The organism is Brevundimonas sp. P2_A6 (assembly GCF_056404975.1).
Genome location: NZ_JBFUCZ010000001.1, coordinates 718205 through 744444 on the forward strand (window position 1 = coordinate 718205; position 26240 = coordinate 744444).

At 68.0% G+C, this 26240-nt stretch carries 29 protein-coding genes; 14 read left to right on the forward strand and 15 right to left on the reverse strand.

Going from position 1 to position 26240, the window contains the following annotated elements; translation table 11 throughout:
• Positions 1-2: 2 nt before the first annotated feature.
• Positions 3-407, reverse strand: a complete 405-nt coding sequence (locus AC1DW4_RS03655; RefSeq protein WP_477015869.1) for an MliC family protein — start codon at positions 405-407, stop codon at positions 3-5.
• Positions 408-451: 44 nt separating this feature from the next.
• The gene (tadA, locus tag AC1DW4_RS03660) at positions 452-904 is read right to left on the reverse strand and encodes a tRNA adenosine(34) deaminase TadA (protein ID WP_477015870.1); all 453 of its coding nucleotides are present in this window, start codon (positions 902-904) and stop codon (positions 452-454) included.
• A 12-nt stretch (positions 905-916) separates the two neighbouring features.
• On the opposite strand from tadA, the gene AC1DW4_RS03665 reads away from it, so the two are divergent.
• The 4 genes from AC1DW4_RS03665 to rsmD are packed head-to-tail and all read left to right on the forward strand — an operon-like array spanning position 917 to position 4338.
• Positions 917-2431 carry a pseudouridine synthase gene (locus AC1DW4_RS03665; RefSeq protein WP_477015871.1) on the forward strand — a complete coding sequence of 505 codons (1515 nt, stop codon included), beginning with the start codon at positions 917-919 and terminating at the stop codon, positions 2429-2431.
• Between the two features lie 53 nt (positions 2432-2484).
• Positions 2485-3138: a TMEM175 family protein gene (locus tag AC1DW4_RS03670; RefSeq protein WP_477015872.1), complete on the forward strand. Its 654-nt coding sequence runs from the start codon at positions 2485-2487 to the stop codon at positions 3136-3138.
• A gap of 7 nt (positions 3139-3145) precedes the next feature.
• On the forward strand, positions 3146-3778 hold the full coding sequence (locus tag AC1DW4_RS03675) for a TMEM175 family protein (RefSeq protein WP_477015873.1): 633 nt from the start codon (positions 3146-3148) through the stop codon (positions 3776-3778).
• Complete coding sequence (rsmD, locus tag AC1DW4_RS03680; protein ID WP_477015874.1) at positions 3775-4338, forward strand: 16S rRNA (guanine(966)-N(2))-methyltransferase RsmD; 564 nt, start codon at positions 3775-3777, stop codon at positions 4336-4338. Before AC1DW4_RS03675 ends, rsmD begins: the two co-directional genes overlap by 4 nt.
• Here the strand turns inward: rsmD and mutL are convergent.
• The 4 genes from mutL to AC1DW4_RS03700 all read right to left on the reverse strand — a co-directional run bounded on the left by mutL (position 4335) and on the right by AC1DW4_RS03700 (position 8671).
• Complete coding sequence (gene mutL, locus AC1DW4_RS03685; protein WP_477015875.1) at positions 4335-6191, reverse strand: DNA mismatch repair endonuclease MutL; 1857 nt, start codon at positions 6189-6191, stop codon at positions 4335-4337. The two genes, rsmD and mutL, sit on opposite strands and share 4 nt — an antisense overlap.
• Positions 6192-6233: 42 nt before the next feature.
• Positions 6234-6938, reverse strand: a complete 705-nt coding sequence (locus AC1DW4_RS03690) for a ZIP family metal transporter (RefSeq protein ID WP_477015876.1) — start codon at positions 6936-6938, stop codon at positions 6234-6236.
• Between the two features lie 123 nt (positions 6939-7061).
• Positions 7062-8216, reverse strand: coding sequence for a GNAT family N-acetyltransferase (locus tag AC1DW4_RS03695; protein ID WP_477015877.1), 1155 nt, complete (start codon positions 8214-8216; stop codon positions 7062-7064).
• Positions 8213-8671 (reverse strand): RidA family protein, encoded by a 459-nt coding sequence (locus AC1DW4_RS03700; RefSeq protein ID WP_477015878.1) that lies wholly within the window; start codon positions 8669-8671, stop codon positions 8213-8215. The genes AC1DW4_RS03695 and AC1DW4_RS03700 overlap by 4 nt, the downstream gene beginning before the upstream one ends.
• A gap of 99 nt (positions 8672-8770) precedes the next feature.
• Between AC1DW4_RS03700 and AC1DW4_RS03705 the strand changes: the two genes are divergently transcribed.
• Complete coding sequence (locus AC1DW4_RS03705) at positions 8771-9697, forward strand: hypothetical protein (protein ID WP_477015879.1); 927 nt, start codon at positions 8771-8773, stop codon at positions 9695-9697.
• A 28-nt stretch (positions 9698-9725) separates the two neighbouring features.
• On the opposite strand, the gene AC1DW4_RS03710 is transcribed toward AC1DW4_RS03705, so the two are convergent.
• Both AC1DW4_RS03710 and AC1DW4_RS03715 read right to left on the reverse strand, forming a co-directional pair.
• Positions 9726-10463 (reverse strand): polysaccharide deacetylase family protein, encoded by a 738-nt coding sequence (locus AC1DW4_RS03710; protein ID WP_477015880.1) that lies wholly within the window; start codon positions 10461-10463, stop codon positions 9726-9728.
• 23 nt (positions 10464-10486) lie between these two features.
• Positions 10487-11746, reverse strand: a complete 1260-nt coding sequence (locus AC1DW4_RS03715; RefSeq protein WP_477015881.1) for a DNA polymerase IV — start codon at positions 11744-11746, stop codon at positions 10487-10489.
• 117 nt (positions 11747-11863) lie between these two features.
• On the opposite strand from AC1DW4_RS03715, the gene AC1DW4_RS03720 reads away from it, so the two are divergent.
• A complete protein-coding gene (locus AC1DW4_RS03720) occupies positions 11864-12247 on the forward strand; it encodes a response regulator (RefSeq protein ID WP_477015882.1) in 384 nt (127 codons plus the stop codon).
• A 4-nt stretch (positions 12248-12251) separates the two neighbouring features.
• Entirely contained in the window at positions 12252-13616 is a 1365-nt protein-coding gene (locus AC1DW4_RS03725; RefSeq protein ID WP_477015883.1) for a PleD family two-component system response regulator, read from the forward strand.
• Positions 13617-13620: 4 nt separating this feature from the next.
• On the opposite strand, the gene AC1DW4_RS03730 is transcribed toward AC1DW4_RS03725, so the two are convergent.
• Genes AC1DW4_RS03730 through AC1DW4_RS03740 form a run of 3 tightly spaced genes read right to left on the reverse strand, consistent with a single transcriptional unit; the run spans position 13621 to position 16408 of the window.
• A complete protein-coding gene (locus AC1DW4_RS03730) occupies positions 13621-14274 on the reverse strand; it encodes a DUF2306 domain-containing protein (protein WP_477015884.1) in 654 nt (217 codons plus the stop codon).
• Between the two features lie 2 nt (positions 14275-14276).
• Positions 14277-15065, reverse strand: coding sequence for a nucleoside triphosphate pyrophosphohydrolase (gene mazG, locus AC1DW4_RS03735; RefSeq protein ID WP_477015885.1), 789 nt, complete (start codon positions 15063-15065; stop codon positions 14277-14279).
• Positions 15062-16408 (reverse strand): MFS transporter, encoded by a 1347-nt coding sequence (locus AC1DW4_RS03740; RefSeq protein WP_477015886.1) that lies wholly within the window; start codon positions 16406-16408, stop codon positions 15062-15064. Before AC1DW4_RS03740 ends, mazG begins: the two co-directional genes overlap by 4 nt.
• Before the next feature lie 78 nt (positions 16409-16486).
• Here AC1DW4_RS03740 and AC1DW4_RS03745 point away from each other — a divergent pair, with 78 nt between their 5' ends.
• The 4 genes from AC1DW4_RS03745 to ygiD all read left to right on the forward strand — a co-directional run bounded on the left by AC1DW4_RS03745 (position 16487) and on the right by ygiD (position 19295).
• Positions 16487-17392: a D-alanyl-D-alanine carboxypeptidase family protein gene (locus AC1DW4_RS03745; RefSeq protein ID WP_477015887.1), complete on the forward strand. Its 906-nt coding sequence runs from the start codon at positions 16487-16489 to the stop codon at positions 17390-17392.
• Positions 17389-17850, forward strand: a complete 462-nt coding sequence (locus tag AC1DW4_RS03750) for a hypothetical protein (RefSeq protein ID WP_477015888.1) — start codon at positions 17389-17391, stop codon at positions 17848-17850. The genes AC1DW4_RS03745 and AC1DW4_RS03750 overlap by 4 nt, the downstream gene beginning before the upstream one ends.
• An 83-nt stretch (positions 17851-17933) precedes the next feature.
• Complete coding sequence (wrbA, locus tag AC1DW4_RS03755; RefSeq protein ID WP_477015889.1) at positions 17934-18536, forward strand: NAD(P)H:quinone oxidoreductase; 603 nt, start codon at positions 17934-17936, stop codon at positions 18534-18536.
• Between the two features lie 3 nt (positions 18537-18539).
• Complete coding sequence (ygiD, locus tag AC1DW4_RS03760; RefSeq protein WP_477015890.1) at positions 18540-19295, forward strand: 4,5-DOPA-extradiol-dioxygenase; 756 nt, start codon at positions 18540-18542, stop codon at positions 19293-19295.
• On the opposite strand, the gene AC1DW4_RS03765 is transcribed toward ygiD, so the two are convergent.
• Positions 19292-20848 carry an AMP-binding protein gene (locus tag AC1DW4_RS03765; protein WP_477015891.1) on the reverse strand — a complete coding sequence of 519 codons (1557 nt, stop codon included), beginning with the start codon at positions 20846-20848 and terminating at the stop codon, positions 19292-19294. The genes ygiD and AC1DW4_RS03765 overlap by 4 nt on opposite strands.
• A 188-nt stretch (positions 20849-21036) precedes the next feature.
• On the opposite strand from AC1DW4_RS03765, the gene lipA reads away from it, so the two are divergent.
• From lipA to AC1DW4_RS03780, 3 genes are read left to right on the forward strand one after another with little or no spacing between them, the layout of a single operon-like run.
• On the forward strand, positions 21037-21999 hold the full coding sequence (lipA, locus tag AC1DW4_RS03770) for a lipoyl synthase (RefSeq protein ID WP_477015892.1): 963 nt from the start codon (positions 21037-21039) through the stop codon (positions 21997-21999).
• A gap of 7 nt (positions 22000-22006) precedes the next feature.
• The gene (locus AC1DW4_RS03775) at positions 22007-22462 is read left to right on the forward strand and encodes a type II toxin-antitoxin system RatA family toxin (protein WP_477015893.1); all 456 of its coding nucleotides are present in this window, start codon (positions 22007-22009) and stop codon (positions 22460-22462) included.
• A complete protein-coding gene (locus AC1DW4_RS03780; protein WP_477015894.1) occupies positions 22459-23571 on the forward strand; it encodes an NAD(P)/FAD-dependent oxidoreductase in 1113 nt (370 codons plus the stop codon). The genes AC1DW4_RS03775 and AC1DW4_RS03780 overlap by 4 nt, the downstream gene beginning before the upstream one ends.
• On the opposite strand, the gene AC1DW4_RS03785 is transcribed toward AC1DW4_RS03780, so the two are convergent.
• The 3 genes from AC1DW4_RS03785 to purF are packed head-to-tail and all read right to left on the reverse strand — an operon-like array spanning position 23568 to position 26239.
• Entirely contained in the window at positions 23568-24326 is a 759-nt protein-coding gene (locus AC1DW4_RS03785; RefSeq protein ID WP_477015895.1) for an SDR family NAD(P)-dependent oxidoreductase, read from the reverse strand. The genes AC1DW4_RS03780 and AC1DW4_RS03785 overlap by 4 nt on opposite strands.
• A 39-nt stretch (positions 24327-24365) precedes the next feature.
• Positions 24366-24728 (reverse strand): VOC family protein, encoded by a 363-nt coding sequence (locus AC1DW4_RS03790; RefSeq protein WP_477015896.1) that lies wholly within the window; start codon positions 24726-24728, stop codon positions 24366-24368.
• Positions 24725-26239, reverse strand: a complete 1515-nt coding sequence (gene purF, locus AC1DW4_RS03795) for an amidophosphoribosyltransferase (protein ID WP_477015897.1) — start codon at positions 26237-26239, stop codon at positions 24725-24727. Before purF ends, AC1DW4_RS03790 begins: the two co-directional genes overlap by 4 nt.
• Between the last annotated feature and the right edge of the window lies 1 nt (position 26240).

A 26240-nucleotide genomic window follows, 5' to 3' on the forward strand; every position in this document is an offset into this window, starting at 1 on the left:
CGTCAGTCGATCGCCCGGCACTGCGTGTCTTCGCGTCCGTCGGCCGTCCAGGTGGCCAGGATGCCCTTGCCGCGCAGCTCGGTTTGACCGGCGCGATACCAGATGCCGTCGGCGGCGCGTTCCTGGAACAGGTCAGCGGCCTCCCCGTGAGAGTTCCGCACCGTCGCCATCTGGCGAGGATTGTCGAAGTCGACCGTCAGGCGCTCGCCGTTGTCGCAGAGATAGACGGCGCGGACGACGCGGTTCAGGGCCCGATCCTGCAGCTCCGCGCCGGTCCGCCGACGCGCGGTTTGGGCTTCGATGGCCCGCTGCTGGACTGCATCGGCGCTGTCCGGGGCCGAGCGCGACTGCCCGCAACCGCCGAGCAGAGCCAGACCGAGCAGGGCGGCGGGGAGGACGAACTTCATGGAAACTCCGGCAACGCTGACAGTCAGGCTTGGCTGTAACGGGCTCACCCCGTTCGCGTTCCGGCGCGCCGTGCACGGAAGAACGCGCGAAGCTTCTTGGCGCAGTCCTCGGCCAGAACGCCGCCCTCGATGACGGGACGCGAATGCAGGGTCGGCTGCTCGAACAGCCGGGGTCCGTGAACGACCGCGCCACCCTTCGGGTCGTCCGCGCCCCAGACCACCCGGCCGATTCGCGCATGACTGATGGCCCCCGCGCACATGGCACAGGGTTCCAGCGTCACATACAGCGTCAGGCCGCCGAGGCGATAATTGCCCAAAGCCGCCGCGGCCGCGCGGATGGCCTGAATCTCGGCGTGGGCGGTCGGATCGTGCCCGGAAATCGGGGCGTTGGCTCCGCTGGCGACCACATCTCCGGACGCCTCGTCGACGATCACGGCCCCGACCGGAACCTCGCCCGCGTCCGCCGCCGCTTGCGCAAGGTCCAGTGCCATGCGCATGAACCGCTCATCATGGCCCGCCATACCGACGACAACGACAAGAAGCCGCAGCCCCGTCAAGCCCCGAGGGCGCACAAGCCCGGAGACCGCCCCAAAAGCGGCTCCGCGCGCCCCGGCTCGGCCTCCGCCGCCCTGTTCCAATCCAGTGCCAAGGCACCCGAGGGTGGACGCGGCTCCGGCAGCGGTCGGGCCTACCCCGCCGACAAGGGCGCGCGCCCCGAGCCCAAGGCCAAGGGGCCTCGCGCAGGAGGCAAGCCGGGCGGCAAACCCTCTGGCAAGGACGCGGTGCCGGCCGAGCCGAAACGCAGCGAACGGATCGCCAAGGCCATGGCCCGCGCGGGCATCGCCTCGCGCCGCGAGGTCGAGCGCCTGATCGGCCTGGGCAAGGTGGCGGTCAACGGCCGTATCCTGGACACGCCGGCGACCCTGGTGACCCGTGACGACGTCATCACCGTGGACGGCAAACCCATCGCGGCGGCCCAGGCGACGCGCGTCTGGCGCTACAACAAGCCGGTCGGTCTGCTGACCTCGCACAACGATCCTGCCGGGCGACCGACGGTGTTCGACGCCCTGCCCAGCGGCCTGCCGCGCGTCATCTCGGTCGGTCGCCTCGACATCAATACCGAAGGCCTGCTGCTTCTGACCAACGACGGCGAGCTGAGCCGGGCGCTGGAGCTGCCGGAAACGGCCCTGGTGCGTCAGTACCGGGCGCGCGCCCGGGGGCGGGTCACCCAGGCCGAGCTCGACAAGCTGAAGGACGGAGTCACCGTCGACGGCGTCCGCTATGGCCCGGTCGAGGCGACCATCGACAAGGCGACGACCAAGGAGGACGGCTCGCAGGCCGCCAATCTGTGGATCAGCGTCCAGATCACCGAGGGCAAGAACCGGGAAGTCCGCAAGGTGCTGGAATCGGTTGGCCTGACCGTCAACCGGCTGATCCGGCTGGCCTATGGGCCGTTCCAGCTGGGCACCCTGGCGGCGGGGTCGGTCGAGGAGGTCGGCCCGCGCGTGATCCGCGAACTGCTGGGCGAGCATATCCGTCCAGACAACCTGCCGCAGGGCAATACGGTCGAGACGCCGGCGCCGATCCCTGGCCGCCGCACCGGCGCACCCAAGGTCACGGGGGCTTCCGGTTCGGCCATGTCGGACCCGTCGAGAAAGCCCAGCCGCGTCCGTGCCGCGGCGACCGCCCAGGTCGAGGGGGCCGAGCGCGCCAATCGCCCACCCAAGAAGGCCGGATGGGCCAAGGCCGCGCCGCCGAACCCGCGTGGCCCAGCGACGAAGAAACCGTGGAAACCGCGTGAGGACGCCGCCGCAACCGACCGTCCGGCCCGGACCTTCAAGCCGCGCGAGGACAAGATGATCGGTCCCAAATCAGCGACCTGGGCGCGCGATGCGGACACCACCAAGCGGGAGTTCAAGCCGCGGGCCGGGGGTGGGGCCGGCCGTCCATCCGGTCCCCGGTCGGGCACGGGCGGGGCCGGGCGTCCCACAGGTCCCCGCACGGGGGGCAAGCCGCGCGGTTGACGGCCGGACGCGGCTGTCGGATCGTCGTGTGCTGACCTGAGGGGGCCGGGCGGATGACCATGGAAATGCTGGAGGCCGGCAAGCCCGAGCGCGACTATGCGCTGGAGCGTCTGATCATGCTGTCCGATGGCGTGTTCGCCATCGCGATCACGCTGCTGGCGCTGGAGTTGCGCCCACCCGAGCACTGGGATGGTGGCTTTCAAAGCCTGATGAACGGGGCCTGGCGGCCTCTGTTGGCCTTCGTGGTCAGCTTCCTGATCATCGCCAGCTACTGGATCAACCATCGCCGGATGTTCGGCCGCTTCAAGTCGGCCGACATCGGTCTGACGATCGCCAACTTCTTTTTGCTGGCCTTCATCACCCTGGTGCCTGTCGTGTCCAGCCTGGTGACAGAGGGCGGACCGTCCGGTGCCGGGTTCGCGATCTATGTCGGCTTGGTCGCGGCGATCGGCCTGTCCAACACCTTGCTGTGGCTCTACGCGGCCTTGGTTAAACCCCATCTGTTCACCGAGGCCCCGCCGTTCCGCGCCGTCGTCGTGGTGGCCGCCGTCATGCTGATCCCGACCGTCGTCCTGCCGGTGATGGCACTGGTGAGCGCTGGGCGAGCGGGCGTGGGCGCGCTCGTCATTCCCCTGCTGATCGTCGCGGGCATCCGCCTGCTGCGTGTCTGGGCCGGCCGGCAAGGCGTGAAACAGTGGATGCCATGAGGTGCGAATGACCGAACCGACCCACGATCACGGCCACATGAAGGACAACAGCCTGGATCGGCTGCTGTTCTTCTCCGACGGCGTGTTCGCCATCGCCATCACCCTGCTGGCGATCGAGTTGCACCCTCCCCACGACTGGGACGGCCGGTTTTCGACCCTGGTCAGGGAAGGCGCGGGCATGCTCGCCGCTTTCCTGCTGAGTTTCGCCGTCGTCGCCATCTTCTGGAACGCCCATCGTCGGCTGTTTCTGGGAATGGTGCGTTTCACGACCGGGGTCTTCGTCCTGAACATGCTCGTCCTGGCGGGAATCGCCCTGATGCCGTTCGTGACGGTGCTCATGTACACGCCGCCGGTCACTGGAGAGACGTTCGCCGTCTATTTCGGTCTGGTGGCGCTGATCGGGATGGCCAGCGGCCTGACCTATGGATACGCGGCTTTCGTCGCCGACGCTCTCCGCCCTCGTCGTCATGTCTTGCGCCGGGCCGCGGCCATGTTGATGCAGACCTTCATGCCTGCGGCCAGTTGCGGCCTGTCGCTGGGTCTGGGGATCCATGCGCCGATCTGGCTTACCGGCGGGCTGGCTACGGTGATCGTGGGTCTGACGAGCTTTTTGGTCTGGGCCAACCGTCGTTTCCCGTGAGAATCGTCTCTGGAAAGCTGAAGGGCCGCGCCATCGTCGCGCCGGAGGGGCTGGGCACGCGCCCGACGTCGGACCGCGCGCGCCAGGCGATCTTCAACGTGCTGGAACACGCCGCCTGGGCCGGGCCGCTTCAGGGCACGCGGGTCATGGACCTGTTCGCCGGATCGGGCGCGCTCGGGTTCGAGGCCATGAGCCGAGGCGCGGCCTTCTGCCTGTTCGTGGAGACCGACGAGGCGGCGCGTGGCGCGATCCGGGAGAACGCGGACGCCTATGGCATCATGGGGGCGACCCGGGTGCACCGGCGCAGCGCCATCGATCTGGGCGCGCGGCCGGGATCGGACGGGGAGGCGTTCGATGTAGCGTTTCTCGATCCGCCCTATGGCAAGGGGCTCGGCGAACAATCCCTGCAGCGACTGCTGGAGGGTAACTGGCTGAAATCCGATGCGACGGTCGTGTTCGAGCGCGGGTCGGACGAGCCGGAGATCGAGACGCCCGGCTATGAGCGGCTGGACGCGCGCGACTATGGCGCGGCGCGGGTGCTGTTCCTGCGGCGGATCTAGCGCCGCCCGAACAGCTTCTCCAGATCCGCCAGCTTGAGCTCGACATAGGTCGGGCGCCCGTGGTTGCACTGGCCGCTGTGCGGGGTGGCCTCCATCTGGCGGAGCAGGGCGTTCATCTCGGGCGCGGACAGGACGCGACCGGCGCGGACGGAGCCGTGGCAGGCCATGGTGCCGCAGACCTCGCCCAGGCGTTCTGACAGGGCCAGGGCCGCGCCGTGTTCGGCCAGGTCGTCGGCGATGTCGCGGATCAGGCCTTGAACATCGGTGTCCCCCAGCAGGGCGGGGGTTTCGCGCACCAGAACCGCACCGCCGCCGAACGGTTCGACGATCAGGCCCAGCTGCGCCAGTTCGTCGGCGCGCGAGACCACCCGATCCGCCTCGGCGGGGTCCAGTTCGACCACCTCGGGCGTCAGCAGGGCCTGGCGGGTGACCGACCCCTCGGCCATCTGGGCCTTCATCCGCTCATAGACGAGGCGTTCGTGGGCGGCGTGCTGATCGACCACGACGATGCCGTCGCGGGTCTGGGCGACGATGTAGGTGCCGTGGACCTGGGCGCGAGCGGCGCCCAGGGGCTGGTCGATGGGGTCGGCGGGGTTGGCTGCGCCGGACTGCTCGGGCCAGGCGGAGAAACCGGGCGGCGGGGCCTCGACGCGGGCACTGCGCTCGCTGAGCCCCGGGATGTCCTGGTTGGCGGCAGTCGGCCGGTCCCAGCCGGTCCAGCCGCTGAATCCGCTGGCCGCGAAGCTCTGCGACGTCGGCGAGGTTGGGCTGAAGGACGTGCCCGTGTGCGCCGTGAACCCGGCCAGCACACTGTCCGCCACGGTCGTCGAGGCGCGGTGCCCGGCGGCATGCAGCGAATGCCTCAAGGCCCCGACGATCAGGCCGCGCACCATGGCCGGATCGCGGAATCGGACCTCGGCCTTGGCGGGGTGCACGTTGACGTCGACGAACAGAGGATCGATCTCGAGAAACAGCACCGCCGCCGGGTGACGGTCGCGCGCCAGGAAGTCGGCATAGGCCCCGCGCAGCGCCCCTTGCAGCAGCCGGTCGCGCACCGGGCGGCCGTTGACGAACAGATACTGGTGTCCGCCGTTACCGCGCGAATAAGTCGGCAGGCCGGCGTAGCCCGACAGGCGGATGCCCTCGCGCGACTGGTCGATCAGCATGGCGTTGGCCTCGAAATCGCGGCCCAGAAGGGCGGCGAGACGTTTCAGCCGGCCTTCGTCGCCCGGATGTTCGGCGGGCAGACGCAGGGTGGTGCGGCCGTCCAGATCGAGGGTGAAGGCGACGCCCTCGTGCGCCATGGCCTGGCGCTTGATCTCCTCCGAGATGGCCATGGCCTCGGAGCGTTCCGACTTCATGAACTTGAGCCGCGCCGGGGTGGCGTAGAACAGGTCGCGCACCTCGACGCGGGCGCCGTGCGGGCCGGGGAAGCCGGCGGGCGCGACGGGGCGGGTGTCGCCGCCCTCGACCGTAATCTGATGAGCCTCGCCGCCTGTCGAGCGGCTGGTGATGGTCAGGCGCGCGACCGAGCCGATGGAGGGGAGGGCCTCGCCCCGGAAACCCAGGGTGTGGATACGCAGCAGGTCCACATCGCCTGCGTCGTCGGGCTCCAGCTTCGACGTCGCATGCCGTTCCACCGCCAGGGCCAGCTGGTCCGGCTCCATGCCGTGGCCGTCGTCTGCGATCAGGATGCGTGACAGGCCGCCGCCGTCCGCCTGGACCTCGATCCGGGTCGCCCCGGCGTCGAGCGCGTTCTCGACCAGCTCCTTGATGGCGCTGGCCGGGCGTTCGACCACCTCGCCGGCGGCGATGCGGTTGACGGTTTCGGGCGGGAGGCGGCGGATGGGCATGGGATTCGCCGATCATAGACCGTTGCGATCGCGGGGTCTTGCCTAGCCGCCCTGGCCCAGTTCCCCCAGGCCGATGGCCAGCAGCAGACCCAGCGCCGTGGCGATGCCGGTGGCATAGCTGTCCTCACGAAAGGCCTTGGGGAAGACGGTGATGGCCAGGGACGCCACGACCGCGCCGGCGGCGAAACAGCGGATCATGGCCAGGACCTCGTCGCCGACGCCCTTCAGCAACAGATTGCCGGCTACGGCCGCGATGGACAGCAGCACCGCCGTCGCCGCCCACAGGCCCATGACCTGAACCTTGGACCGCTTCTCGGCCATGTCCCGCGCGCCCCCGGCCGCCTCGGGCAGGTTGGACAGCAGGATCGAACCGGCCAGGGCCGCGACTTCGAGCGGTTTCGCGCCGATCAGGGCGACGCCCAGCGCAAGGTTCTCAGGAATTCCGTCCAGGCTGATCGAGGCCAGCAGCCCGCCGCCGCTTTCGGTGCCGAACCGGTGCTCGACCCACCGGTCGACCAGGGTAAAGATCAGGGCCCCGGCCGCGACCGACAGGGTGACAATCCACAGCGAAGACGCCTCGATCGCCGGTTCGATCAGTTCCGACACCGCGGAGACGATCAGGGCTCCGCCCGCCAGAGCGATCAGGAAGCCCTCGAGCTTCTTCGGCAGGGTCCAGAACACGCCCCACGCCGCGCCCACGACCAGGGCACCCGACACCACCGCCACCACCACAAGCATCGTCAGCACGGCCGTATCCTCCCAGCGCGACCCGTTCGCCGCGACCCACGTCCGCTAACGCGCCGTCGCCGTTTGGGTTTTGGGAGCGGGTATAGCTGTTCGCCCAGAGGCGACGTCGCCGCTCCGGCACGATCAGCGTCGATAGGGAGACAATTCGTCGGTCATGGCCACGATCTCGCCCTGCACTCCCGCGCGCTCCTGCTCCAGGTAGCGTTCAACCGGCACCCTCAGGGCCATGTCGGCGATGTGGTGAGCGGAATAGACGGGACTGGGCAGGTAGCCGCGCGCGATCTTGTGCTCGCCCTGGGCACCCGCCTCCACGCGCGACAGGCCGCGCGAAATGGCGAATTCGATCGCCTGGTAGTAGCAGAGCTCGAAATGGAGGAAGGGCACCTCTTCCAGCGCGCCCCACTGACGGCCGTACAGGGCGTCGCGGCCGATGAAGTTCAGCGCCCCGGCGATGGGGGTATCGCCCCGGAACGCCATGACCAGGGCGATACGGTCGGCCATCGTCTGGCCGACCATCGAGAAGAAGGCGCGGGTCAGATAGGGCCGGCCCCATTTGCGGGCACCCGTATCCTGGTAGAAGTCGAAGAAAGCGTCCCAGTGGGCCTCCGTCAGGTCTGATCTGGTCAGCACCCGGATGTCCAGATCCGCCTTGGCGTCGCGACGTTCACGGCGGATGGTCTTGCGCCGGTTCGATGACAGGGCGGCCAGGAACGCTTCGAAGGTCTCATAGCCGTCGTTCCGCCAGATGAACTGCATGTCCTGGCGGCGCAGCATCCCGGCCTCGCCCATGGCCGACCATTCGGGTTCGGTCGAAAAGTTGACGTGCAGCGACGACACGCCGAGCCGCTCGGTCAACGTCAGTGCTCCCTGGATCAGGGCCGCGCGCACGGTCGCCGCGTCGGTGTCGGGCGCGTGCAGGAACCGCGGGCCGGTCGCGGGCGTGAAGGGCACGGCCCCCAGCAGCTTGGGATAGTAGCGCCCACCCGCCCGCTGGTAGGCGTCGGCCCAGCTGTGATCGAAGACGTATTCGCCCTGGCTATGACCCTTCAGATACAGCGGCATGCATCCGAGCACCGCGTCGTCCGGCCCTGTCAGGGTCAGATGACGCGGGCCCCAGCCCTTGCTCGGCACCGCGCTGTTCGAGGCTTCGCAGGCGTGAAGGAAGTCGAAACTGACAAAGGGGTCGCCGGTCGGTGCGGCGCAGGCATCCCAGGCCTCGCGGCCGATGGCGGCGATGCTGTCGTGGACCTGAAGAATGAACTCGGGCTGGGCGCTCAACGCACCTCCACGACGGCGTCCACCTCGACGGCGAAGCCCAGCGGCAGCTGATAGACGCCGACGGCCGAGCGGGCGTGGCGGCCGGCGTCGCCGAACACCTCGACCATCAGGTCCGAACAGCCGTTGATGACGGCGGGAATGGCGGTGAAGCCCGGACCCGCCTGGACGAAGCCGCCCAGCTTCACGACGCGCACGACGCGGTCGAGATCACCGTCCAGGGCCGCGTTCAGCTGGGCCAGCAGGTTGATGCCGCACAGGCGGGCACCGGCCTGCGCCTGGTCCGGCGTCACGTCCACGCCCACCGTGCCCTTCAGCCCGCCCGAGGCGTCGTTCGACAGCTGGCCCGAGATGTGGACCAGGTTGCCGGTCCGCACGAACGGCACATAGTTGGCCACGGCCGCGGCGGGCTGGGGCAGGTCGATGCCGAGTTCGGTCAGGCGGGTGGCGATGGACATGGCAGACTCCAGATAGGGATTGCGCGCGGTTTAGCGCGGGGGTGCGACCTCTCGCCAGCCCTTAAAGGTTCGCCAACCGGCGTGTGGCATGCTGCCTGTATGGAAACGCTCTCTCAGACCCAAGTCGCGGCGTTCAGCGCCATCCGGGCCAGCCTGACCGCCGAAGAGCGGGCGCGGGTCGACATCGCCTCGGTCGAGGCCGTGGACCCGGCGGTGGCCTCTGCATCGCACTGGAACTTCGACCTGCCCGCCCATGCCGCCGATCGGGCTCTGGGCGAGAACGCGACGGACGCGATGCGCCGCGCGCTGGTCGCCACCTGGGCGCTGGAGTTGCCGGGACGCGCCAGGCAGGCCGCCCTGCCCAGCGAGGTGATGGAGCTCTATCCCTACTGGCTCGACAGGATGGCCGAGTTCCTGACGGCGGCGGACGCGGGCGACGCGCCCTATGACGCCGATCACTGGGCCAAGGACGTGCGCATGGCCCTGGTCCTCAGCGTGCCGGGGGCCCTGACCCAGACGATCGACCTGTCCTCGCCGATGGGGCCGGGGCAGGTGGTGCGGAACGGCCGCGAGGGTCATGGCTGGGGACAGCTGATCCACTATGTGCGCGCTCAGGGCTGGAAGAAGCCCTGGCTGGAAGTTCACACCGAAAGCCGCCAACTGGCCGACTTCAACGAGGCCGGCTGGGACCGCGCCTGGGCCACCGCCGCCGCGATCTGCAAGACCCGGCCCGAGCTGGCCGGGATGATCGGATCCAGCTGGTTCTACGATCCTCCGCTTGAGACCATCAGCCCGCGTCTGGCCTATCTGCGGCTGAACCCGCTGAAGGGCGGCGCCTTCATCATCCACCAGGGTCCCGCACCGATCCATTCGGAACGGGCCAGCGCGTCCTCGCCGACGCGCAAGGCGCTGATCGACAGCGGGGAATATACCCCCAGCTCCTGGCTGGTCGCCTGGCCGCGCGCCACGCTGATCCCGTGGGCGGAACAGCGGAAGGTGGCGATGGAGATGTCGGAGGCGGCTTAGTCTTCCTTCTCCCGCAAGGGGAGAAGGGTCACTGCATCCGCGCCCACGCCGCCCCGACCGGCATGATCTCCAGGCCGGCGGCATTGGCCAGCCGGATCACCCGGTCCAGGTCGTCCGGCGTGCAGCCATAGGGCGTCGGGGTGTCCATCACGTCGTGCCCATAGGCGATCAGCCAGCCTTTCCGCTCGGCCGTCTCCGCCATCAGCGCCTCCAGGTCGTAGCCGGGCAGGCGGCGGCTCTCCAGACCGATGGCCTGCAGGTTGGCGCGGTCGGCTGAACCGGCGTTGAAACCATCGCGGATGCCTCGTGCCAGATCGAAGCGGTCGGCTACGACGGCCTTGGTCCCCCGCGCCACATCGCCGAATGGCCAGGCGAAGGTCGTCATCCGGTGTTCGTCCAGCCGCTCGGCCACCCAGGCGGCGTTGCGGTCGAGATCGGCGGCATAGTCGGACGCCGACATCCGCAGCGAATTGGCGTGACTGAATGTGTGGCAACCGACCTCGTGACCCGCCTCGCACAGCGCCTGCAAATGCGCGGTCGTGAACTGGGGCAGGTCCATGTTGGAGCCGCTCTCCAGACCACCGCAGACGTAATAGGTCGCCTTGATCCCGTGCTCGGCTAGAATCGGCCCCGCCTCGGTCCAGGCGCTGGCGGGGATGTCGTCGAACGACAGGCTGAAGACGCCACGGTCGGGCCTGATCGGCGCGGGACGAACATCCAGGTAGCGACCGGCGCGGCGACGCATCTTGTCGAGAAGGGCGGGCATGGGAGCAGTCTGCCCGACGCGCCTTAAGGACGCTTCAACGCCCGTCCCGCCACGACCGCGCCGGCTCCGAATTTGGCGCGCAGAGCATCGATCGTGGTCTCGGTCTTCAGGGTGCGCGCCTCACCGCTGTCAAACAGGGCCGGCGGCATGTCTTCGGCGTCCTGGATGTCGGCCAGACCGATCCCGATCAGACGATAGGGGCGGCCCAGTTCCGGCTTCAGCAGTTCACGCCCGATGGCGAACAAGGCGCGCGCGGTCTGGACCGGCTCGGGCATCGTCGTCCGGCGCGTGACGATCTTGAAGTCGGTCCGTCGCAGTTTCAGCACCACGACGCGGCTGGCCACGCCGTCGCGCCGGGCCTTGGACGCCACCTTCTCGCACAGAGGCCAAAGCTCGCCCTCCAGGTCATCCTGCGACGTCAGGTCGGTGTTGAAGGTGTTTTCCGCGCTCATGCCCCGCCGGTCGTGTTCGGGATTCACCGATCGCGCATCGCGGGCGTGGGCCAGGTCGTGCAGCCGTAGACCCGTCTCGCCGTATCGTTTGACCAGATCGCGCACGTCGGCATTGGCCAGATCGCCGACCGTGGCGAACCCGTCGCTGATCAGGGTCTTTCCGAACACCGGCCCGACGCCGGGCAGGATGCGGACCGACTTGGGAGCTAACAGAGCCTGCGCGTTCGCCGCCCCGATGACGGAAAACCCGCGTGGCTTGTCCAGCTCCGACGCGATCTTGGCCAGGAACCGGTTGGGAGCCAGGCCGATGGAGACCGACAGGCCCGTCTCGTCCTCGATCCGCTTTTGCAGCCTGATTAGTTGCAGGGCAGGGGAGCCGCCGTTCAGCCGCTCGGTGCCGGTCAGGTCGATCCAGGCCTCGTCCAGCGACAGGGTCTGAACCAGGGGCGTCAGTTCCCCGACCATGCGGAAGATGCGCTCGGATTCCGGGACGTATTTGGCAAAGCTGGGCTTAATGACAACCGCGTCGGGACAGGCCTTCAGCGCCTTGAACATCGGCATGGCGGAATGCACGCCATAAAGCCGAGCGATGTAACAGCAGGTCGAGACCACGCCGCGCGTCCCGCCGCCCACGATCACCGGCCGGTCGCGCAGTTCGGGCCGGTCGCGCTTCTCCACCGAGGCATAGAAGGCGTCGCAGTCCAGATGGGCGATCGACAGACTGGACAGCTCGGGGTCGGACACCACGCGCGGCGAACCGCAGGCCGGGCAGCGCATCACCGCGTCCGCTCCGGTCCAGAGGCATTCTCGACAGATGGCGTTTATGGCCACGCTTGGGATTCCGACTTCACCCCAACTTAAGACTGGATCGGCCATAACCCAATCCAAGAAGGCCAGACTCCTCGAGCGCACTCCGCGTGAGAGATCAGGCGATCAGACCGGGTGAAGATGTCCAAGAAAGTCCTCATCGTCGAGGATAACGAGCTGAACATGAAGCTCTTTCATGATTTGCTCGATTCCCAGGGCTATCAGACGTTTCAGACCCGCGAGGGGCTGCAGGCGATGGCCCTGGCGCGCCAGCACATGCCCGACCTGATCCTGATGGATATCCAGCTGCCGGAAATCAGCGGCCTGGAAGTCACCAAATGGCTGAAGGACGACGAGGAACTGGCCCACATCCCGATCATCGCCGTGACCGCCTTCGCCATGAAGGGCGACGAGGAGCGCATTCGTCAGGGGGGCTGCGAGGCCTATATCTCCAAGCCGATCTCGGTGATGCCGTTCCTGGAAACGGTGCGCAAACACCTCGGCGTTCCGGTCATGGCGGGGTAGGGCGATGACCGCGCGTATCCTGGTGGTCGACGATGTGGAGGCGAACGTCCGCCTGCTCGAGGCCAAGCTGACGCTGGAATACTATGACGTGCTGACGTGCAGCGACGGGGTTTCGGCCATCCGGCTGGCGGCGTCGGAAAAGCCCGACATCATCCTGCTGGACGTCATGATGCCGGGCATGGACGGGTTCGAGACCTGTCGCCGGATCAAGGCCGACCCGGCCACCAACCACATCCCCATCGTCCTGGTGACGGCATTGGATGGGCGCGAGGATCGGATCAAGGGGCTGGAGGCCGGGGCCGACGACTTCGTGACCAAGCCGCTGGACGATATCGTGCTGTTCGCCCGTGTCCGCTCCCTGACCCGGCTGAAACTGGTCATGGACGAGCTGCGCGAGCGCGAGGAAAGCGGCCGAAGGTTGGGTGTCACGACCGATGGCGCCGGGCGTCTGCGGGGCTCGGGCGGCCGCGTCCTGATCGTCGACGACAATGCGCGCCAGGCGGCCAGAATCGCCGAAGAACTGATCCGCGAACATCGTCCGGTGATCGAGACGGATGCGGCCGCCGGCCTGATCGCGTCCAAGACCCCCATCGACCTGATGATCGTCAATGTGGCGGCGGCCGAGTTCGACGGCCTGCGTCTGATCGCTCAGGTGCGCTCTGCCGAGCCGACGCGGCATCTGCCTATTCTGGCCGTTGTCGATCCCGCCGACCGGCCGCGTCTGGTCAAGGCGCTGGAGCTGGGCGTCAACGACATCCTGATGAAGCCCGTCGATCCCGAGGAGCTGGCTGCCCGCGCGCGGACCCAGGTCCGACGCAAGCGATACACCGACTTCCTGCGCGAAAAGCTCGACTACAGCCTGGAGATGGCGGTCACGGACGCGCTCACTGGGCTGCATAACCGCCGCTACATGGCCGGACAGCTGCAGGCCTTCGTCAGCCGTGCCGCACAGGGTGGAGACCCGGTGTCCGTGCTGGTCCTCGACATCGACCACTTCAAGAAGGTCAACGACGGTTTCGGCCACGATGCCGGAGACGAGGTGCTGAAGGAGTTCGCCGTGCGTCTGGCGACCAATGTTCGCGCCGTCGATCTGCCCTGCCGACTGGGCGGCGAGGAGTTCGTCGTGGTCATGCCCGGCACAACGATCGAAGACGCGCATCGCATCGCCGAGCGCATCCGTCGCGACGTGGGCTCCACGCCCTTCCGGGTCATGGGCGGCCGCGAACATCTGACCGTGACCATTTCGATCGGCGTGGCCGCGTCCATCGGGGCGGGCGATACCCCCGACGCCCTGCTGAAGCGCGCCGATGAGGGCGTGTACGAGGCCAAGGCCAGCGGTCGCGACCGGGTCATCGCCCGCGCGGCTTAGCTCTTTAGGCTGCCTGCATCGCCCTTCGTTCGATCGGGTTCAGGCTGTACCAGACGACGAACCCGATCATCGCCAGCATGCCGATCGCCGAGGGAAGAACCTGGCTTAGGGGCTGGAACTGCGCCAGCAGATTACCAGACCCGGCCGACAGCATCGCGAAGTAGAAGCCGATCATCTTGACCCCATGGTCCAGCGGCCGGACACGCCGACGCCAGGGCTCGATCCACAGGTGGCGGCTCAGATCGTAAAGGATGATGGTGGTGATGAAGCCGATGGTCGCATAGCCGATCGCCGGCGGCCACGAGGCACTGCCCGATCCCATGTGCAGGCCCAGCAGTGCCACCAGGCCAAGCCCAGTCAGGGCGAGAGCAATGTCGGGCAGGCCGGGTCCGGCCCGCTTCAGCGCCAAGGTCCGCAGCCCGCTCAGATACTGGTATCCGGCGCTCAGCGTCGCCGCGACCAGGGGCGCGGGCGGATCGAACAAGACATCGGCGATCACGGCGCTGGCTAGCACCACGGCCCCCAGCCCCACCGTCGCCCGACCGGACCACCGATGCAACGGTCCGCCCTTTCGGCTGAACAGCGGGACCAGACCGATCAGCAGTGCCAGGGCGCCGGTGCCGACGTGGCTCCAGACATTGAGGTGGTGAGGATCCATGGTCAGCCCCTCCGTTCCGCCGCCTTGGCCGCGTCCCACAGCCCGTCCATCTCGGCCAGATCGGACTGCTCCGGCGTCCGCCCGTCCCTGGCCAGTTCCGCCTCGATGAAGTCGAAGCGACGGACGAACTTGGCGTTGGTGCCGCGTAGCGCATCCTCGGGCTCCACACCCAGCTTGCGGGCCAGGTTGGCGACGACGAACAGCAGGTCGCCCATCTCCTCGCGCGCCTTGTCGAGATCGCCGGCGGCGATCTCGGCCCGCAGCTCGGCGACCTCCTCGTCCAGCTTGTCGAAGACCTCGTCCGTGCTGGGCCAGTCGAAGCCCACCCGCGCCGCCCGCTTCGTCAGCTTCGCCGCCCGGTGCAGGGCCGGCAGCCCCAAGGGTACGTCGTCCAGCACGCCATGCTGGGCCTTTCCCGCCCGCTCGGCGGCCTTGATGTCCTCCCAGCGCAGCTTCTGGGCCGGGCCGTCGGGTTTGGACTCTTCATCTCCGAAGACATGGGGGTGGCGGCGGATCAGCTTGTCGCACATCGCCTCGGCCACATCGTCGAAGGCGAACAGGCCCTGTTCCTCGGCCATCCGGGCGTGGAAGACGACCTGGAACAGCAGGTCGCCCAGCTCGCCCTTCAGCTCGCCCATGTCGCCTCGGTCGATGGCGTCGGCGACCTCATAGGCCTCCTCGATCGTGTAGGGGGCGATGGTGGCGAAGGTCTGCTCCACGTCCCACGGGCAGCCACCGTCGGGGTCGCGCAGGCGAACCATGACGTCCTTCAGCCGGTCGATGGGCGTCATGCGGCATCCCTTTCAGCCAGGCCTGCCCGGACCTCCGCATGGCGCGCGGCAGTCAGCGGGTAGGCCCTCAGCACCACCGCCGACAGCACCAGAAGCACGGTCGGCACCGCCAGGAACAGCAGGGTCAGCGTCATCAGGGCGATCGGCGTATTGACCGCTCCGACCGCCTGATCGAACCCGACCCAGCCCAGGATGATCAGCACGCCCACGCTGATGGCATATCCCAGCTTGGTCGTCAGGCTGAGGAAGCTGAACAGCAGTCCCATCCGGTCCTCGCCCGTCTCCAGCCGCACCTCGTCGGCCACGTCCGCCATCATCGCTCGCGTCAACAAGAGGCCCGCCGCATAGGGCAGTCCCGCGATGAACAGGCCGATCGACGTGACCGTGAAGTTCCCGGCGGGCAGAAATCCTACCAGCCCGTACAGGACGGCGAACGCGATCGAGGCGATCTGCAACGCTCGGTCCTTGCCGACCCGGACGGCCAGTCCGCTCCAGAACGGGGCGGCGATCAGGCCGGCCACGAAATATAGCACCATGAAGATCTGGCTCTGGCCCCGATCGAAGCCCTTGATGCTCTCGAAATAGAAGAACAGCAGCGCTCCGGTGATTCCCGGCGCGATCCCCAGGAACAGGTCGCACCACAGCACCTTCCTGACCACGGGCCGCACGATCAGGGCGATCCAGGCCTTCAGCGCGCCATGGGTCTCGCCTCGCGCCACCTGGGGTTCAGGAGCCAGCATGACAGCGGCGATCAGGGTGACCGGCAGGCTGATCAGGATGAACAGCCCCATCGCCCGCACCCCGTCCTCATAGGTGCCCCAGCCGGCCTGAAGCACGATGGTCGGGATGAACAGGGCGATCAGGACGCCGACGATATTGGCCGACTGCCACCAGCCGTACAGACGACTGCGCTCGTCATACTGCGGCGCCAGCACGGCGCCCCAGGCCAGCTGCGCCAGGGTGGTGATCGAAAAGCCGAAGTAGAGCACGAGCAGCCAGACGAACAGGTATCCGAACCCGGCCCCTGGCTTCACATAGAAGATGAACCACACCGCCAGCATCAGGATCGGCGTGCCCGCCGCCAGCCAGGTCCGATACGGCCCGAACCGGCTCTTCGTCCGGTCCATGCCCCAGCCGACGACTGGATCGAAGAAGATGTCGATGCAGCGGACCAGCAGAAACGCCAGCCCCACCGCCGCCAGGTCCAGCCCGACATACTGGCTGTAGAAGGCGGGCAGGCTGACCGCCAGCGGCAGGCCGATCGCCGCATAGGGTAGGCACGGACCGGAAAAGGCGGCCAGCACCAGATTGGAACGGCGTGGGGCGGGCGAGGCGTCGTGCATCCGGCGATCCTGGGCGCGCCGCAGGCTGAGTCGGCGCAGACCGACAATGCCAGACTTGATCCTGTCAGGAGAGGGGCCTTGCGTCCGCCACAACCGTCAGGCTTCCTCCCGATCATGCTTCGGGGCGTGTTCATTCTGATCTGGGCCAGCGTGTTGGCTTTGGCGGGTTGGCCCGGCGCGGCGTCGGCGCAAACCGACGACCCCTGTCAGGCAGGTCGCGACCAGTGGGCGGGGCAGGCGTTCGCCAATGCCATCTCTGAATACTCGCTCGAATGGTCACCGTTCGGCACGACCGAATGGGGCTGGGTCACCTATGTGCCGTTGCTCCAAAAGGAGATCAGCACCGACTGCGATGCCGATACGCCCGCCTTCGCCGCCGCCCTGGCAGGGTTTCAGGCGCGTTATGCCCTGACCGCGACGGGCGTCTTCGATCAGGCGACCTTCCTGACGCTCAAAGGCGTGCTGCAGGAGCGTCGACCGTTCGTCATGGCCCGCGTCCGCGACGAATGCCCGGATCCGCCGCCGATCCGGGAGCTCGGCTATCTGGTCGAGTCCGAGGAACACGCCGACCGCCTGACCCGCCTGCTGCGTCGCGACGTGCTGGACGCCTATCGCCGCATGGTCGCCGCCGCCCGCGCCGAGGTCCCCGAGGTCCGGAACGACCCCGAACTGCTGCAGATCTTTTCCGGCTTCCGCGATCCGGCGGCGGACGCGGCCCGCTGTGCGGCCGAACGAAACTGTGACGGCCTGCGCCGCGCCGCCTGTTCGCCTCACCGGACCGGCACGGCGGTCGATCTGTATTTGGGCGAACTGCTGGGCATGGGGGTCGATTCCACCAACCCCGCCAGCCGTTTGCACATGACCCAGCAGCCGACCTATCGCTGGCTGGTCCGCAACGCCGGGCGGTTCGGCTTCGTGCCCTACATCTTCGAGCCGTGGCACTGGGAATACACCGGGCCGACGACGTCCTACGGCACGCCGTGAGGGCGCTCACCGAGGGTGAGCGGCGGCTGATCCGCGGCCAGTTCGGCGATGCGGTCGCGCTGGACCCCGTGCGGCTGATGGGCACACCCTGGCCGTTCGACCGCGCCGTCGTGCCGGGTCGCTGGTTCGGGCGGGACTGGGTGCTGTGGCCGGGCCGCGCCCTGCCGGAGGACTTCGCTATCGCCCCGCTGTCGCTTCAGGCGGTCCTGATTCACGAGATGGTCCACGTCTGGCAGGCGCAATCCGGGGTGAACCTGCTGACTGGCAAGCTGAAGGCGGGCGACGGCCCTTCCGCCTATGGCTACCCGGCCGCGCTGTGCGGGTGGGAAGCTTTGAACATCGAACAGCAGGCGATGGCGATCGAGCATCGGTTCAAGGCGGCGCGGGGGCTTCGGGTGCCCGCTGATGCCGATCACTACGCGAGCGTCTGTCCGATCGGCGTATCGAATTCGGCCTGAGAGGGCTTGCGCTGAATGAAGTGCGCGCTACATCCGCTACTGCAGTTGTTGCAGAAATGCGAAACCCTTTTCAGGAGCGACCCATGACCAAGGTGCTGGTTCTCTATCATTCGACCTATGGCCACATCGAGCAGATGGCCGAGGCCGTGGCCGAAGGCGCGGGCTCGGTCGAGGGCGTGACCGTCGATATCCGCCGCGTTCAGGAAACCGTGCCCGAGGAACTGGCGATCCAGTCCCACTACAAGCTGGACCAGAAGGCCCCTCTGGCCAATGTCAACGAGCTGGAGAACTACGACGCCATCATCGTCGGCGCGGGCACCCGCTTCGGCACGGCGGCGGGTCAGATGCGGAACTTCTGGGACCAGACCGGCGGCGTGTGGTTCCAGGGCAAGCTGGTCGGCAAGGTCGGCGGGGCCTTCACCTCGTCCGCGACGCAGCACGGCGGTAACGAGACGACCCTGATCGGCCTGATGCAGACCCTGCTGCACCACGGCATGGTCGTGGCCGGACTGCCCTATGCCTTCCAGGGCCAGATGACGCTGGAAGAAATCTCTGGCGGCTCGCCCTATGGCGCGACGACCATCACGGGCGGCGACGGCTCGCGCCAGCCCAGCGCCAACGAACTGGCCGGTGCCCGTCACCAGGGCGAGTACATCGCCAAGCTGGCCAAGAAACTGACCGCCTGATCCATGCGCCAGCCGGCGGTCTTCTTCGGGCACGGTTCTCCCATGAACGCCCTGGGCGGTCCGCATGCGGACGCCTGGCGTGCCGTGGGTCGCGACCTGGGCAAGCCCGCCGGCATGGTCATGGTCTCGGCCCATTGGGAGACTCGCGGGCTTGGCGTGACAGCGCAGGAACGCCCTGAGACGATCCACGACTTCGGCAACTTCGGACCGGAACTGCACGCCATGCAGTATCCGGCACCGGGGTCGCCGACCCTGGCCGCACGCGTCGCTCACCTGGCCGGAGCCCAGGCGGTCGAGGCCTGGGGTCTGGATCACGGCACCTGGTCGGTGCTGGCCCACGTCTGGCCGCACGCCGACGTGCCGATCGTGCAGCTGTCGCTGAACCGCGACCTGGATGCGCGGGGTCACTATGAGCTTGCGAAACGACTGCAGCCGCTGCGTGACGAGGGCATCGTCATCGCGGGCAGTGGCGACTTCGTGCACAACCTGCGAACGTGGAAGCGGGACGGCGGCGACGCCTATCCCTGGGCGACCAGCTTCAACGCGGCGGTCAAATCGGCGCTGGAGCGCGGCGATCACGACGCCCTGATCGACTGGGTCGGCCTGGCCGAGGATGCCCAGCTCAGCGTCCCGACCGACGAACACTACCTGCCGCTGCTGTATGTCGCCGCGCAGCAGGAGCCGGGCGATAGCGTCGCCTTCTTCAATGACGTGATCGACGGCGGGTCGATCTCTATGACGGGCGTCCGGATCGGCTAGGCGGCTTCCGCCAGATCGACCAGCGACTGGATGGCGACATAGTCGGTCTTGCCGGTGCCGAGGACGGGCAGGTCGCGGACCTTGACGATCTTCTTGGGGACAGCCAGCTCCGGCGCGCCGTGTTCGCGGGCCCAGTCGGCGATCTGCTTGACGTCGGCGTCCTTGCGCTCGGTGACCAGGACCAGCTTCTCGCCCTTCCGGCTGTCGGCGACCGAGATGACCGCGTGGCGAACGTCGGGCCAGACGGCCTGGACCAGGCCCTCGACGGCGCTCAGCGAAACCATCTCGCCGCCGATCTTGGCGAACCGCTTCACCCGACCCAGGATGGCGATGTAGCCGTCCTCGTCCAGATCGACGATGTCGCCGGTGTCGTGCCATCCTCCGTCCAGCGGCTCGATCTGGGTCGGATCCTCCGGCTTCATGTAGCCGGCCATGACGTTGGGGCCGCGCAGATACAGTCGGCCGCCTTCGGTGATGCCCTCGACCGGCTCGACGCGCGCCTCCATGCCCGGCAGCAGCTGACCGACTGTGCCGGGGCGGTTGCGGTCGGGGTGGTTCACCGCGACCACGGGCGCGGCCTCGGTCGCGCCATAGCCTTCCAGCAGTTTCACGCCGCCGAACTTGGTGTTGAACAGGTGGTGCGTCTCGTCCCGGACCCGCTCGGCCCCCGCGACCACGAACTGCAGCGTGCGGAAGTCGTCGGGCGAGGCGACGCGGGCCCACTGGTTCAGGAAGGTGTCGGTGGCGAACAGGATCGAGGCCTTCACCTCGGCCAGCAGCGCGACGATCTGCTTGCCGTGCAGAGGGGAGGGGTACTGGAACGCCTTCATCCCATTCAGCAGGGGCAGGATGACCCCGCCGGTCAGGCCGAAGCAGTGGAAGGTCGGCAGCGGGTTGAACATCACCCAGTTGGGATCCAGCGCGATGTGGCTCGCCACCTGACGGGCATTGGCGACCAGGTTCTTCTGGCTGAGCAGAACGCCCTTGGGCGCGCCGAAGCTGCCGGAGGTGAACAGGACGACGCCGGGGTCGTCGGGTTTCGTCGCCACCCGGAAGCGGCTGGGCATCAGGCCCGCCATCAGGCCAAACAGCTTGTCCGACAGACCGATGGTCTCGCGTACGTCGTCCAGCCAGACGAGGGTGGCGACGGTGGACAGGTCCTCGATCAGGTCCTCAATCTTGGCCTGTTCGACAAAGCGGCGGGCGCACAGGATGCGCTTGACGCCCGCGGCCTGGATCGCCGCCTTGATGTTCCGTTCCCCGGCCGTGAAGTTCAGCATGACCGGCACGCGACCGAAGGCGTGCAGGCCGAAGAAGGTGACGACCACGCCCATGGAGGCGGGCAGCAGGATGCCGACGCGCTCGGCCGGCTGCGTCATCGCCGCGATCTTGCGCCCCAGGACGAAGGCGGCGCGGATCAGCCCGGTATAGGTCAGGGGCTTTCGATCCTGATCCTCCACGATCTCCTTGTCGCCGTAACGGGCGCGCGCGGCGATCAGGGCGTCGAAGAGGGACTCTTCGCCCGCGGATGGATCAAGACCTGGCCGTAGCACGCATATCCTCCGGGAGGCTTGTGGACGCCCCCTCGCTGACTGGGCGGTCAAACTAGTTAAGCCCGGCGGCAATGAAAAGATGCGTTACGCTGCGTGAGCCTGGACGCCGCGTCACAGGGCGTGACTTGCCATCCGGGCACGGAAAGACGACATACCGGCCTGTCCTCCCTGGAGCCCGGCCCGCCTCGATGGTCACCCTCATCGACACCCTGGTGCGTTCGCCCGCCGAACTGCGTCACCCGGAAAAGCAGAACCGGCCTGAGACGGCGGTGCTGCGCAAGCCCGACTGGCTGAGGGTCAAGGCTCCCGGTTCCGGCCAGTACAATGCGACAAAGGAGATCGTCCGGTCCAAGGGGCTGGTCACGGTCTGCGAAGAGGCGGCCTGTCCGAACATCGGGGAGTGCTGGAGCCAGAAGCACGCCACCCTGATGATCATGGGCGACACCTGCACGCGGGCCTGCGCCTTCTGCAACGTCAAGACGGGCCTGCCCCAGGCGCTGGACCCGGAAGAACCCGCCAAGGTCGGACTGGCCGTCGCGCAGCTCGGTCTGAACCACGTCGTCATCACCTCGGTCGATCGTGACGATGTGGCGGACGGCGGCGCGGCCCATTTCGCCGAGGTCGTGCGCCAGATCCGGCTGCAGGCCCCGGCCACGACCATCGAGATCCTGACACCCGATTTCCTGCGCAAGGACGGCGCGGCCGAGGTGATGATCGATGCCAAGCCCGACGTGTTCAACCACAACCTGGAAACCGTGCCGCGGCTGTATCTGAAGATCCGGCCCGGCGCCCGCTACTTCCACTCCCTGCGGCTGTTGCAGCAGGTCAAGGAGCGCGACCCGAACCAGTTCACCAAGTCCGGCATCATGGTCGGTCTGGGCGAAACGAAGGAGGAGGTCATGCAGGTGATGGACGACATGCGGTCGGCCGGCGTCGACTTCATCACCATCGGCCAGTACCTCCAGCCCACCCGCAAGCACGCCGCCATCGACCGGTTCGTGACGCCGGAAGAGTTCAAGGCCTATGAGGCGATCGCCCGGGCCAAGGGCTTCCTGATGGTGTCGGCCAGCCCTCTGACCCGATCGTCGCACCACGCCGGCGACGACTTCGCCCGGCTTAAGGCGGCGCGTCTTAGCCAGACCGGACGCTGACGCCCGCTTGGCCATCCATCGCGTCACCCGATATCTGCCCTACACCCCCGCCCAGCTCGCCGAGCTGGTCGCGGACGTGGAGGCCTATCCGCGTTTCGTGAAGTGGGTGACCTCGATGCGGGTGTGGAACCGCCGCGAGGAGGCTCCGGGCGTCGACCTGCTGGATGCCGAGGCGTCGGTGGGCTTCTCGTTCCTGAAGGAGCGGTTCTCGACCTGGGTGCGGCATGACCGAAACGCGCCGCTGGTCGAGGTCGGTCTTTTGCGCGGGCCGTTCCGGCACCTGAAGAACCGCTGGGAGTTCCATGAGGACCCCAAGGGCACGCGGCTGGAGTTCATGATCGATTTCGCCTTCAAATCGCCGCTGCTGAACGCCGCGCTCCAGGCGAACTTCGAGCGGGCGGTGTCCATGCTGATCGGATCGTTCGAGGCGGAGGCCGCGCGGCGGTTCGGGTCGAAGCCGTGACCGCCTTCGACTTCGACGCCGTCGTGGTGGGGGCCGGGGCCGTGGGCCTGGCCTGCGGGCGGGCGCTGTCGAAGCGGGGGCTGAGCGTGCTTGTCCTCGAGAAGGAGCCGCACATCGGCCAGGGCGTGTCCTCGCGGAACTCCGAGGTCATCCACGGCGGGCTCTACTACCCGACCGGGTCGCTGAAGGCGCGATTCTGCGTCGAGGGACGGCGGGCGCTGTATGCCTATCTGGACAGCCACAAGATCGACCATCGCAAATGCGGCAAGCTGGTCGTGGCCACGCAAGGCGACGAGGTCGGCCTGATCGAAGCCATATTTCAGCAGGCGACGATCAACGGCGTCGAGGGTCTGGAGCATCTGAGCGGCGAACAGGCCCGGGCGATGGAGCCGGCGCTGAACGCCCACGCCGCCATCCTGTCGCCCGAGAGCGGCATCTTCGCCAGCCACGACTACATGCTGTCGCTGCAGGGCGAGATCGAGGACGCGGGCGGATCGGTCGTGGTCTCCACCCCGTTCGAACGGGCCGAGCCTCTGCCGGGCGGCGGATTTCGGATCAAGGCCGGCGGGGAGGGCGGCACGACCCTGACCACCCGTCTGCTGGTCACCGCGCCGGGGCTGTCGTCGCAGGACGTGGCGGTACGGATCGAGGGCTTTCCGGCCGACCGCATTCCGGCGGGCCATTTCGGCAAGGGCGTCTACTTCCGGCTGACGGGCAAGGCGCCGTTCGACCGGCTGATCTATCCGCCGCCCATCGCGGGCGCGCTGGGCACCCACTATCGTAAGGACCTGGGCGGGCAGGCGGTGTTCGGGCCTGACCTGGCGTATGTCGAGACCGAGGACTATTCCGTGGATCCGGCGAAGGCCGCGGGGTTCGCGACCTACATCCGCCGCTTCTGGCCGGGCCTGCCGGACGGCGCGCTGACGCCCGACTATGCGGGCATCCGGCCGAAGCTGCATGGGCTGGGCGAGCACCAGCCGGACTTCCAGCTGGACGGGGTCGAGGTACACGGTCTGCCGGGTCTGATGGCGCTGTTCGGAATCGAGAGCCCCGGCCTGACCAGTTCGCTGGCGATCGGAGAGGCCGTGGCCGACCGGCTGCTGGCTTAGATCAGAGCCGCGGTCGGCAGGCCAGCGGACCATTCCTTGAAGCTGGCCCGCGTCGGAGGCGTCAGGTCGGGCCGCGCCAGTTCGACGATCAACGGGCTTAGCTCGGACGGGTGCGGCAGCGTCTGCGGGTCCTCGCCGGGGAAGGCCTGGGCGCGCATCTGGGTTCGCATTCGGCCGGGGTCCAGCACGCTGACACGGATGGGGGTGCTCTCGATCTCGTCGCCCCAGGCCAGCATCATGGCCTCGGCGCCCGCCTTTGTCGCGGCGTACAGGCCCCAGAAGGCCTTGGGATCACGGGCCAGGCTGGTGGTCAGGTGGATGACGCGGGCGGCGTCGGAGCCGCGCAGCAGCGGCTCCAGCGAGCGGATCAGGCGATAGGTGGCGGTGAAGTTGGTCTTCTCGATCTTGGCGAAACCGCGTGGATCGATGTGACTGACCGGCGTCAGGCCCTGAGCACCCAGGGTCGCGGCCACATTGACCCAGATGTCCAGCTTTCCGAAGCGGCCGAAGATGGCTCCGCCCAGCCGGTCGATGCCGCCGCCATCGACCAGATCGAACGGCACAAGGGTCGCGTGACGGCCGGTAGCGGCATAGATGGCGTCGTCCAGTTCCTCCAGGCCGCCTTGCGTCCGGGCCGTGGCGACCACATGAGCCCCCGCGACGGCCAGCGCCAGGGCGGCCTGATAGCCGATGCCGCGCGACGCCCCCACGACGAGGGCGATGCGGTCATCCAGGGGAAGGGCGTCGGTGTTCATGCGGCCTGATAGCGCGAGGGTTCGCTCAGCGCCAAGCGGCTAATCGACCAGACCTGGGGCCGGCTGCCACAGGCTGAGGCTGACGCCCTGGTCGTCGCGGACGACGGCGGACAGGCCGGTTTCGCTTTGGGCGGGAATGGATGCGCGACCGCCCAGCGCGTTGACCCGGGCGCACATCGCCTGGATGTCGGCGACGTGGATATAGAGGTTGGGGAAGTCCTTGCGCTCACCCTTGCGCAGGCCGAACGGCACCTCGCCCGGCGCGCCGGTCGACAGCACATGAGCATAGGTGACGTGGGAGTTGGCCTCCTCGAAGACCCACCCCAGAAGCGCCGAATAGAAGGCCTTTGCCTTTTCCAGATCGGGCACGTCGATGGTGAAGTAACCAAGGCGGTTGGTCACGCCGTCACCAACAGCGACAGCTGGCGGCCGATGGCGTCGCGGCCGCCTTCCTCGATTTCGCGGTCCACCAGGCGGGTCGGATAGTCGCCGGTGAAATAGTGGTCGGTGAACTGGGGGGCCGTGTCGTTTCGGCCCGCCTCGCCCATGGCCTTGTAGAGGCCATCGACGGACAGGAAGCCGAGGCTGTCGACCTCGAGCAGTTCGCGCATCTCGTCCATGGTCTTGTTGGCAGCGATCAGCTGGTCCCGCTCCGGCATGTCGATGCCGTAGAAGTCTGGCCACAGGATCGGCGGGCTGGCCGAGCGAAGATGGACCTCCTTGGCGCCCGCCGCCCGGACGGCGCGAACCAGCTTGACCGAGGTGGTGCCGCGCACGATGGAGTCGTCGATCAGGACGACGCGCTTGCCCTCGATCACCGCGCGGTTGGGGCTGTGTTTCATGGCCACGCCCTTCTGGCGGGCGCCCTGGCTGGGCTGGATGAAGGTGCGGCCCAGATAGTGGCTGCGGATGATGCCCATTTCGTAGGGGATGCCGCTGGCCTGTGAATAGCCGAGGGCGGCGGGGACACCGCTGTCAGGGACCGGCACGACGACGTCGGCGTCGATCGGAAACTCGCGCGCCAGACCCTCACCCATGCGCTTCCGGACGCCATAGACCGAGCGGCCGTTCACGACGCTGTCGGGGCGGCTGAAGTAGACGTATTCGAACAGGCAGGGCCGGGCGGCTCGCGCCGGGAAGGGCTTCAGCGAGCGCAGGCCCTCGTGGTCGATCACGATGACCTCGCCATGCTCGACGTCACGCACGAAGGTCGCGCCCATGGTGTCCAGCGCGCAGGTCTCGGACGCCAGAACCCAGGCGTCGCCGAGCTGACCCAGGACCAGCGGCCGGATACCCAGCGGATCGCGGGCCCCGATCATCTTGGTGCGGGTCTGGGCGACCAGGGCATAGCCGCCCTCGATCCGGGCCAGGGCATCGATGAAGCGATCGACGATCTTGGCTTTCCGTGAGCGGGCGATCAGATGCAGGATGACTTCGGAATCCGAGGTCGACTGGAAGATCGAGCCCTCGCCGACCAGCTGGTTCCGCAGGAAATGGAAGTTGGTCAGGTTGCCGTTGTGGCCGATGGCGATGCCGCCCTGATCCAGGTCGGCGAACATCGGCTGGATGTTGCGCAGGAAGCTGCCGCCTGCGGTGGAATAGCGGGTGTGGCCGACCGCCGCCGTGCCGGGCATGCGCTCGGGCAGGTCGGTGCCGCCGAACGCCTCGCCCACATGGCCCATGTGACGCTCGGTGTGGAAGCGGGTCTGGTTGACCGAGGCGATGCCGCAGGCTTCCTGACCACGATGCTGCAGGGCATGCAGGCCCAGGGCGACGATGCCGGACGCCTCGTCGGCGGGGGCCCCCCAGACGCCGCAGACGCCGCATTCCAGGCGCGGATGATCGTCATCGGCGTCGCGGAAATGCTCCCGGTGCACGACCGGAGGCTGGATGATGTGGCTCAGGCTGCGCATC

What these genes read in the sequence shown, in the direction of transcription:
- AC1DW4_RS03655 (WP_477015869.1), bottom strand. Translation starts at nt 407, where the DNA reads ATGAAGTTCGTCCTCCCCGCCGCCCTGCTCGGTCTGGCTCTGCTCGGC.
- tadA (WP_477015870.1), bottom strand. Translation starts at nt 904, where the DNA reads ATGCGCATGGCACTGGACCTTGCGCAAGCGGCGGCGGACGCGGGCGAG.
- AC1DW4_RS03665 (WP_477015871.1), top strand. Translation starts at nt 917, where the DNA reads ATGGCCCGCCATACCGACGACAACGACAAGAAGCCGCAGCCCCGTCAA.
- AC1DW4_RS03670 (WP_477015872.1), top strand. Translation starts at nt 2,485, where the DNA reads ATGACCATGGAAATGCTGGAGGCCGGCAAGCCCGAGCGCGACTATGCG.
- AC1DW4_RS03675 (WP_477015873.1), top strand. Translation starts at nt 3,146, where the DNA reads ATGACCGAACCGACCCACGATCACGGCCACATGAAGGACAACAGCCTG.
- mutL (WP_477015875.1), bottom strand. Translation starts at nt 6,191, where the DNA reads ATGCCCATCCGCCGCCTCCCGCCCGAAACCGTCAACCGCATCGCCGCC.
- AC1DW4_RS03700 (WP_477015878.1), bottom strand. Translation starts at nt 8,671, where the DNA reads ATGTCCATCGCCACCCGCCTGACCGAACTCGGCATCGACCTGCCCCAG.
- AC1DW4_RS03705 (WP_477015879.1), top strand. Translation starts at nt 8,771, where the DNA reads ATGGAAACGCTCTCTCAGACCCAAGTCGCGGCGTTCAGCGCCATCCGG.
- AC1DW4_RS03710 (WP_477015880.1), bottom strand. Translation starts at nt 10,463, where the DNA reads ATGCCCGCCCTTCTCGACAAGATGCGTCGCCGCGCCGGTCGCTACCTG.
- AC1DW4_RS03720 (WP_477015882.1), top strand. Translation starts at nt 11,864, where the DNA reads ATGTCCAAGAAAGTCCTCATCGTCGAGGATAACGAGCTGAACATGAAG.
- AC1DW4_RS03725 (WP_477015883.1), top strand. Translation starts at nt 12,252, where the DNA reads ATGACCGCGCGTATCCTGGTGGTCGACGATGTGGAGGCGAACGTCCGC.
- AC1DW4_RS03730 (WP_477015884.1), bottom strand. Translation starts at nt 14,274, where the DNA reads ATGGATCCTCACCACCTCAATGTCTGGAGCCACGTCGGCACCGGCGCC.
- mazG (WP_477015885.1), bottom strand. Translation starts at nt 15,065, where the DNA reads ATGACGCCCATCGACCGGCTGAAGGACGTCATGGTTCGCCTGCGCGAC.
- AC1DW4_RS03740 (WP_477015886.1), bottom strand. Translation starts at nt 16,408, where the DNA reads ATGCACGACGCCTCGCCCGCCCCACGCCGTTCCAATCTGGTGCTGGCC.
- wrbA (WP_477015889.1), top strand. Translation starts at nt 17,934, where the DNA reads ATGACCAAGGTGCTGGTTCTCTATCATTCGACCTATGGCCACATCGAG.
- ygiD (WP_477015890.1), top strand. Translation starts at nt 18,540, where the DNA reads ATGCGCCAGCCGGCGGTCTTCTTCGGGCACGGTTCTCCCATGAACGCC.
- lipA (WP_477015892.1), top strand. Translation starts at nt 21,037, where the DNA reads ATGGTCACCCTCATCGACACCCTGGTGCGTTCGCCCGCCGAACTGCGT.
- AC1DW4_RS03785 (WP_477015895.1), bottom strand. Translation starts at nt 24,326, where the DNA reads ATGAACACCGACGCCCTTCCCCTGGATGACCGCATCGCCCTCGTCGTG.
- purF (WP_477015897.1), bottom strand. Translation starts at nt 26,239, where the DNA reads ATGCGCAGCCTGAGCCACATCATCCAGCCTCCGGTCGTGCACCGGGAG.